The organism is Arthrobacter sp. B055-34 (assembly GCF_059090425.1).
On the sequence record NZ_JBNHFQ010000010.1, the window covers coordinates 191,160 to 199,041 of the forward strand.

The 7,882-nt window shown below is 65.6% G+C and carries 7 protein-coding genes and 1 pseudogene; all 8 read left to right on the forward strand.

Annotation, left to right across the window (positions count from 1 at the left end; genetic code table 11):
- Positions 1-845 precede the first annotated feature (845 nt).
- The 8 genes and pseudogenes from AC5RWO_RS18280 (at position 846) to AC5RWO_RS18315 (ending at position 7,585) form a co-directional block, all read left to right on the forward strand.
- Positions 846-1,712, forward strand: coding sequence for a TolB family protein (locus AC5RWO_RS18280; protein WP_498732917.1), 867 nt, complete (start codon positions 846-848; stop codon positions 1,710-1,712).
- The gene (locus tag AC5RWO_RS18285) at positions 1,709-2,623 is read left to right on the forward strand and encodes a DUF11 domain-containing protein (RefSeq protein ID WP_498732918.1); all 915 of its coding nucleotides are present in this window, start codon (positions 1,709-1,711) and stop codon (positions 2,621-2,623) included. The genes AC5RWO_RS18280 and AC5RWO_RS18285 overlap by 4 nt, the downstream gene beginning before the upstream one ends.
- A gap of 274 nt (positions 2,624-2,897) precedes the next feature.
- On the forward strand, positions 2,898-3,074 hold the full coding sequence (locus AC5RWO_RS18290; RefSeq protein WP_498732919.1) for a hypothetical protein: 177 nt from the start codon (positions 2,898-2,900) through the stop codon (positions 3,072-3,074).
- Positions 3,075-3,106: 32 nt separating this feature from the next.
- On the forward strand, positions 3,107-3,553 hold the full coding sequence (locus AC5RWO_RS18295; protein WP_498732920.1) for an SCO6880 family protein: 447 nt from the start codon (positions 3,107-3,109) through the stop codon (positions 3,551-3,553).
- Complete coding sequence (locus AC5RWO_RS18300) at positions 3,511-3,762, forward strand: SCO6880 family protein (RefSeq protein WP_498732921.1); 252 nt, start codon at positions 3,511-3,513, stop codon at positions 3,760-3,762. Before AC5RWO_RS18295 ends, AC5RWO_RS18300 begins: the two co-directional genes overlap by 43 nt.
- A gap of 138 nt (positions 3,763-3,900) precedes the next feature.
- The gene (locus AC5RWO_RS18305) at positions 3,901-5,358 is read left to right on the forward strand and encodes a helicase HerA domain-containing protein (RefSeq protein WP_498732922.1); all 1,458 of its coding nucleotides are present in this window, start codon (positions 3,901-3,903) and stop codon (positions 5,356-5,358) included.
- Between the two features lie 12 nt (positions 5,359-5,370).
- Positions 5,371-7,139, forward strand: a pseudogene (locus AC5RWO_RS18310) (type IV secretory system conjugative DNA transfer family protein).
- An 11-nt stretch (positions 7,140-7,150) separates the two neighbouring features.
- Entirely contained in the window at positions 7,151-7,585 is a 435-nt protein-coding gene (locus AC5RWO_RS18315) for a DUF4913 domain-containing protein (RefSeq protein WP_498732923.1), read from the forward strand.
- The last annotated feature ends 297 nt before the right edge of the window (positions 7,586-7,882 follow it).

Sequence of the window (7,882 nt, forward strand, 5' to 3'; positions counted from 1 at the left end):
CGGTGCCCGCTCCCTTGTCGTCTGGCAGATTGGCATGTTTCGCCATCAAAGGTTGAGCCAGGAAGGGCTGGTCCCGCCCGGCAGTGGAAACGGCGGCGGCCGCGGAAGTCATTGGCACCGGAGCCGAAGCCTGTCGCCGCACTGCGTCGGCTTCCAACGGATGCAGCCCGGGCAGTACCCGGAACGGCCGTGGCAGGAAAGCGCGTGAGGGTGTCTACGGGCGGGGGACAGGGGCCCGGTTTCGCGCCCGTTGGTTCGCTGCACCTGGAAGTCACATGACAGCAGTGCTGTGAGGGACTTTAGTCCCTATCGAAGAGACGTTCTTCCTAGAAGACTCCACAGGGGAGCCGCGTGGGGACGGCCTCCCGTGTGGAAGGGTGCAGTCCCGTTCAACGGCGCATGGGATAGCACCCTTCTATTACGAAAGGACGAACGGCCCTTCAGCTCCATTAGGTCACCGAGCACATGGCGGTTTCACCAGAGGAACATCATGGCTTTTGAGGCCTGAACCGTCGCTTCTAATCCCGCAGGCGTCCTGCCGCAAGGGAGCGAGAGGTTCGGAAGAGTGCTCTGCGGATGCCTGGGGGTGACCAGTGAGAGGCATGCCTCCGGGGTATCAGGCACGTTGACACGCATGTCTTGGGATCGGACCACATCCAAATGTCCCTGCCGATCTATGTCCAGCTCCGGGGCGAGAAGATGAATGCAACCTTTATCCAAGGGGATGTGCAAGCCTCGCAGGACAGGCCGCGCCCTGAGACGTGGGGATTGGAGTGTGTTGCGGCGGATCGCACCAGGGGAAGAGTTGGGAATGCACGATGAGATCAGGATCAGGAACGGTAAACGTGGGCGTTAGTTCAACGCGGCGGATCACGCGGCAAGGCGGCGTCAAGGGCAAAAGAGGGCTAGGGTTGGTGGCCGCGGCTGCTGTGGCGGGTCTGCTTCTGCCCGCCGGTGCTGCCCATGCCGGTGTCGCTTCCGGCTTCAGGGAGCTGGTAAGTGCGGGCGGTGGCGGGGTCCAGGGGGATCAGGACAGCCAGGCTCCCTCGGTGAGCGCGGACGGGCGGTATGTTGCCTTTGTTTCCGCGGCCGGGAACCTCGTGCCGGATGACACCAACGGGGGTGTGGGTTCCACCGGTTCAGGGTATGACATTTTCGTCCGCGACCGGCTCACGGGTACGACCGAGCGGGTCAGCGTCTCCAGCAACGGACGGCAGGCCGACGGGGACAGCGGCTTCCTGGGTAACATGGGCGGACCGTCGATCAGTGCGGATGGCCGGTACGTGGCCTTCGCCTCCGAAGCGACCGACCTGGTCAGCGGCGACAGGAACGGCACGACGGACGTCTTCGTGCACGACCGGGGGACCGCAGAGACGACCAGGGTCAGCGTCGCCACCGGCGGGGACGAGACCGGCGGCGGACAGGGCCCGGATATCAGCGCCGACGGCAGGTACATTGCGTTCTACTCCTTCGCCGAGGACCTGGTGCCCGGCGACACCGATTTCGCCGCCGACGTCTTTGTCCATGACACCCAGGCCGGTACCACCGACCGGACGGGACCGGGGCCAACGGCGGTTCCTCGTTCGCCCCGCACCTCAGCGCGGACGGGAACTTCGTCTACTTCTCCTCGACCGCTTCCAACCTGGTGCCGGGGATCGAGAGCGACGGCGACACCGACGCGTTCGTGTTCAACCGGGCCACCGGGGACATGACTGCCGTGACAGCTGGGGAAGGCAACCCCGACTCCTTCGTGCTGGTGCACGGTATGGCGGACGGAATGAGCAGCAACGGCAGGTACCTGAGCTTCACCACGAAGGACGACCAGTTCGCCGGCCCGGGCACCGATGCCAACGGATTCACCGACGATGCCTGGCTGTATGACACGGTCACCGGTGACTACACCCTGGTCGGGGTCAACGATGCCGGTGAGCAGGGTGACGAGTTCACCTTTGGCGGGGACGTCAGCGACGACGGCCGCTACGTGTCGCTGGTCTCCAGGGCCACGAACTTCGGGGGTCCGGCCAACTTCCGCGAAAACGTGTACCAGCGCGACCTGAGCGCAGGCACCACGTCGCTGATCAGCGTGGCAAGCGACGGCACCTTCGGTAACGTGGCCAGCCTGGCCCTGTCAATGACACCGGACGGCACCGTCACCGCATACGACTCGCGGTCCTCGACCCTGGCACCGCAGGATTCCAACGGGTCGACCAGCGACATTTTCATCCGGGACATGCGCCCGGCCGCTGACCTCGCCTTGACCATGACCGATTCACCCGATCCGGTCACCGCCCGGCAGGAGCTCACATACAATCTGGACGTGACCAACAAAGGCCCGGCAGCTGCATCAGGTATTTCACTCAAGGATCAGCTACCGGACGAGGACCTGGTCTCCGTGACCGCGACCCAGGGCACCTGCGTGGAAGAGAAGATCAAGGGCGACATCAGCCTCGACTGCGACCTCGGAACCCTGGCCGCAGGCGACACAGCGACCGTCACCGTCGTGATCGTTCCGGCCCGAGACGGAACCCTCACCAACACCGCCTCGGTCAGGGCAAACCAGCCTGACTCCAACACAGGCAACAACAATGTCACCGAAACCACCACCGTGGCGCCCTGGAAGTAGCGCTCCAAGGCCGGACTGGTGCCGCCGAAACCCCAATGGGCGACGGCGGCACCTTCCCGCCAGCACCGTCCAAGAATGCGGCTCGCTGGGGAAGCCCCGTCATATGCGCCGTTATCGGCAGTTGTCAATCGAGGGCCATTCATGACTCTTCACGTCGCCGAGCCACACATCAAGCCAAGGAAACTACTCCACGGCTTAGGGCTCACTCATGAGGGAACGAAACGGGCGCCCCGGAAGTGGAAGAAGCATAGGATGACCGACCCGGAGGAGCACCATGGCAGAGATGATCTGGAACGAAGGCGAGCATGTCGAGGCCCTGGACCTGGCTGGGACGAGAATCAGCGGCACCGTAGAGCAGGTCGCGCCGGAAATCGGGGCAGCTTGGATCCGCGAAGACGGGTTGGGCGAGCGACGACTGGTAATCACAGATGACGTGATCGCATCGGCCTAACGCAGTCCACCGGAGCCGGCATCGCCCGGCCGATGCCGGCACAGGAACTCTGCGAGATCGTCCGTGTCGCCTACGATCCCCCCGCCGCGCTGATCATTGACCAGGCCCACGCCGCCGGCACCCCGGTATCCCTGACCTGGGGCGAGGCCGGCCCCACCGCGGCCCAGGCGAACTGGGACGACTACCGGCACGACAGCGGGTTTTCGGCGTCCTGGACCATGACCGGGGCTCCGCGCGGGTCGGTGAACTCCTCGGTTCTTTCCCGGTTGCTGGCCCCGCATGGGGACATTGACCGTAAACGGGTGTCGCTGCTGTACCGTCCGATGGACTCCGCCCGCGCCGCTGCCGTCGTGGAGCGGGACCAGAACAACGCGAACGTCCGCATCCCTCCGGAACCCGGCCTTCCGCCCGGGCCCTGGTCGATGCCCGCTCCGCCGTGCAGACCGCGCAGGAAGAAGCCCGGGGCGCCGGGCTGGTGAACTTCGGGATGGTCGTCACGGCCACCGTGACCGGCAGGGAACGCCTCCCGGATGCCGTGGCCGCCATTGAGCAGACGTCCGGTCCTGCCCGGGTGCTGCTGCGCCGCGCCTACGGCGCGCAGGACACCGCCTTCGCAGCCTCCCTGCCGCTGGGCCTGGTCCTGCCCAAACACAGCATGCTGCCCTCCGAAATCAAGGATGCCCTGTAATGAACCGCCTGAAGCTCTTCGCCCGCCCCACTGAGAAGACCACCACGGCGGCGGCTAAGACGGCGCCGCAGAAGGCCGGGCGGCAGCCCCGCGAAGCCGGGCCGGGCACCCGCGGCTGGTCCGGACGTGGCGGAGGCATTGGCACAGCTCGTCCCGTCCGTGACGGAGTACCGGGGAACCACGGTCCAGGTCTGCGGCCTGTGGCCTTTTTCCTCCGGCGCGTCCTCGCCCATGATCGGCGTCCCGCTGGGCCGTCATGAAGAAACCCAGGCCACGGTCTGCTGCGACCCGATCAGCTGGTTCCAGCGCGCCCGCCTGATTTCCAACCCTTCCGCCTTCATCCTCGGCAAACCCGGACTGGGCAAGTCCACGCTGGCCCGGCGCATGTTCCTGGGCCTTGCCGCCCAGGGCATCCACCCGCTGGTTCTTGGGGACTTGAAGGGCGAGCACGTCAAAGCCGTCGAGGCCCTCGGCGGGCAGGTCATCAAGCTCGGCCGCGGTGTCGGGTACCTGAACATCCTCGATCCCGGCCAGGCCGTCGAGGCCGCCGGGCTCCTCGAGGACCACGGCCACCACGAAGCCGCCACCCGGGTCCGTGCCGACGCGCACGGCCGCCGCCTCAACATGGTCGTCTCGCTGATCACCATCAGCCGGAACAACCCGCCCACCGATCAGGAACAGACCATCCTGGACCGGGCGCTGCGGGTCCTCGATGACCCGTTCGACGGCATCCCGGTGCTGCAGGACCTCCTGGACGTCATCGTCTCCGCACCGGATGAGCTGCGTCAGGCCGCACTGGACCGCGGCGACATGAAGGTCTACCTGCAGGAGACCCGGGCGCTGGAAGCAACCCTGCTGGGCCTGACCGGCGGCGGGAAGCTGGGAGAAATCTTCTCCCGGCAAACCACCAACCCCATGAAGCGTGACCGTGCCGTGGTCTTCGACGTCTCCAGCATCGACGAAACCGAGACCGACCTGCAGGCCGCCGTGCTGCTCGCGTGCTGGTCCTACGGATTCGGCACCGTGAACGTTGCCGACGCCCTCGCAGACGCGGGCCTGGAACCGCGCCGGAACTACTTCGTGGTCCTGGACGAGCTGTGGCGGGCGCTGCGCTCCGGCAAGGGCATGGTCGACAGGGTGGACGCCCTCACCCGGCTGAACCGGTCCGTCGGCGTCGGGCAGATCATGATCTCCCACACCATGTCCGACCTGCTGGCGCTGCCGGCAGAAGAGGACCGGATGAAAGCCCGCGGCTTCGTCGAACGCTCCGGCATGGTGATCTGCGGCGGCCTGCCGGCCTCGGAAATGCCGCTGCTCACCGCCGCGGTTCCTTTGTCCCGGCAGGAGCAGCAGAAGCTCATCTCCTGGCAGGACCCGCCCGCCTGGGACTCACGCGGCCTCGACGTCGAGCCCCCGGGCCGGGGGAAGTTCCTCATCAAGGTCGGCGGCCGCCCCGGAATCCCCGTGCAGATCTCGCTGACCTCCCTCGAAAAGGACGACGGCCTGAACGACACCGACACCAAATGGCACAAAGACCGGATGGAGCTGCCCGGGGAAACACCCCGGGGAACCGGCTACTCCTGCGCGGCCTGGTGAAGGGAGAACACGGTGAGTGCTCCGAACCGTAAAGGAATGGGCCTCGGCGATGCCCTGCTCATCTGGCTGGCCATTGGCTTCATTGTCGTCTTTGGCGGCGGCACCTACGCGGCCGCTCACATGGGCTCCCGGGTGGCCGGCATCGCGGCCCCGCCTGCCCATCCCATTGACCTGGTCGCCGGGCTGGTCAAGGGCCGGGTGCCCTGGCCAACCCAGTCCACTCTCGCCGCGTGCCTTATGGCCGGCGTGGTCCTCGTGCTGGCCGTTATCGTGCTGTGGCGTGGCAGCAGGGCGCGTCCAAGCGTGCCCGCGTCGATAAGGCCGCCCGCTACCTGGGCCGTGGGAAGTCGCTGGCCGCGTTCTCCGAAAAGGGTGCCAAGGCAACGGCGGAGCGGCTGGGGGTGAAGGACGCTCCCGGCATCACGGTGGGCAAGGTGGTCTCCACCGGCCAAAGATTCATTCAGTCCTGGGAAGACCTCAGCTTGGACATTTGGGGGCCACGGACGGGTAAATCCACCTCCCGCGTGATGCCCGCCATCCTGGACGCACCAGGGGCGGTGGTGTCGACCTCGAACAAGCGCGACGTCGTCGACGGGACCCGCGGCGTCCGCGAGACCACGGCTCCAGTGTGGGTGTTCGATCCGCAGAAAATCGCCCAGGAAGAACCCGGCTGGTGGTGGAACCCGCTCTCCTACGTCACCGACGAAGAAAAGGCCTACAAGCTCACCCAGCACTTCGCGGCCGGCTCCCGCGTCCCAGGGTCCAAACCGGATGCCTACTTCGACCCCAAAGCCGAAGACATTCTCTCCTCGTACTTCCTCGCCGCCGCGCTGGGCGGGCTGTCCATCACGCAGGTCTACGTATGGGTGACGGAACAGGTCAGCCAGGAACCCATTGAAATTCTGAGGGAGCATGACTACGAGCTGCAGTACAAAGGCCTGGAATCCACCCTGAAGCTGGCCGATAAGCAGCGCGACGGTATCTTCGGCACCGCCGAGAAAATGATCCAGTGCCTCAAAAGCAGGAACACGCTCCGCTGGGTCGCCCCGACAAGCGGCGCCACCGTGGCCACCGACGCCCGGCCCCGGTTCAACCCGCATGCCTTCGCCGCCTCACAGGAGACGATCTACATCCTCTCCAAGGAAGGGGCCGGCTCAGCCGCGCCGCTCACCACGGCGCTGACGGTGGCCATCGCCGAAGCCATGGAAGAACGCGCCGAACGCAGCGGCGGCCGCCTGCCCAAACCGGCACTGTTCGCCCTCGACGAGCTGGCCAACGTCGTCCGCTGGGCCGGCCTGCCGGACCAGTTCAGCCACTACGGCTCCAAAGGCCTGATCGTCATGGGCATCCTCCAGTCCTGGTCCCAAGGCGTGGAATTGTGGGGCGAGGCGAACATGCGCAAAATCTGGTCCGCCGCGAACGTCAAGGTCTACGGAGGGGGAGTGGCCGAAGAAGGGTTCCTCCGCGCCCTCTCCGATCTGATCGGGGACTACAGCTACATCAACGTCTCAATGTCCTCCGGTAAGTCCGGTTCCAGCCGCTCACGGCAGGAGAGCAAGGAACGCATCTTCGATGTTTCCAACCTCACGGAGCTGGATCGCGGCCGCGCCGTTATCCTCGCCTCCGGCGCGCCCGCCACCTTAGTCCGGACCATGCCCTGGTACACCGGGCCGCACAAGGACACTGTGGAAGCGTCCATCCAGAAGTACAGCCCGCAGCCAGAAGAAGAGGCCGTGCCGGTAGCTGCCGCACCAATGGCTAATCCTTGGGTGACCGGGTAGGGGAGTAGGGCATGACTATCGACATCGGCCGATTCAGTGAAGCTTCCAGCTCGCGCGTAGAGGACACTGGCGCTAACTCAGGTCAGGAGCAGAAGCCCCCGCAGCTCGTCTACGGCTCAGCCGAGGAATTCCTGCACGAACAGCTACTCCCTACCTACGTCCGCGACGTCGACGGCCGCGCCGCAAAATGGTGCCTCGAATGGTACTTCCACCCCGAAGCAGTCTCCCGCATAGAAGCCCTGTGGCGGGCATGGGAACACCTACGGCTCGACGGAGCAACCGGCATCAGCGTGTGGTTCAAAGACCACGCAGACCACCACATGAGCGTGCTCCTCGACCCCCGCGGGCCGTTCTACAAATGCGACATGCAGAAACACCGCGACCCCGAACACCTCGAACCCAAAAAAGCCCCAAACGGTTGGTTCCCCGACGTGCGATTTCAGTAATGGGTGGCGCTGGAGAAACCAGGTGCCTCTAAGCCTGACGTGATTGGCACGCAGCGCCGGTTCTGTTCGTCTTTGCACCGTTGGATAGGTGTACCCAGAGGGTTCAGTCCTCCTTTGGCAAATGATCGATGTAGGCCCGTGGTGCAGGTGGGGGCGTCGGATGTCGCGCCCATAGGGACATTCTCGGCCCGTCACTTAGACCAGCAGCAGCCGGCCCACCAAAAGGACCGCGCCGAATCCAGCTGCGGCGAGGGCTATGAGACGCAGCCGGCGGCGGTCCAGGAAACGGTTGGTGAA

What these genes read in the sequence shown, in the direction of transcription:
- AC5RWO_RS18285 (WP_498732918.1), top strand. Translation starts at nt 1,709, where the DNA reads ATGACTGCCGTGACAGCTGGGGAAGGCAACCCCGACTCCTTCGTGCTG.
- AC5RWO_RS18290 (WP_498732919.1), top strand. Translation starts at nt 2,898, where the DNA reads ATGGCAGAGATGATCTGGAACGAAGGCGAGCATGTCGAGGCCCTGGAC.
- AC5RWO_RS18295 (WP_498732920.1), top strand. Translation starts at nt 3,107, where the DNA reads ATGCCGGCACAGGAACTCTGCGAGATCGTCCGTGTCGCCTACGATCCC.
- AC5RWO_RS18315 (WP_498732923.1), top strand. Translation starts at nt 7,151, where the DNA reads ATGACTATCGACATCGGCCGATTCAGTGAAGCTTCCAGCTCGCGCGTA.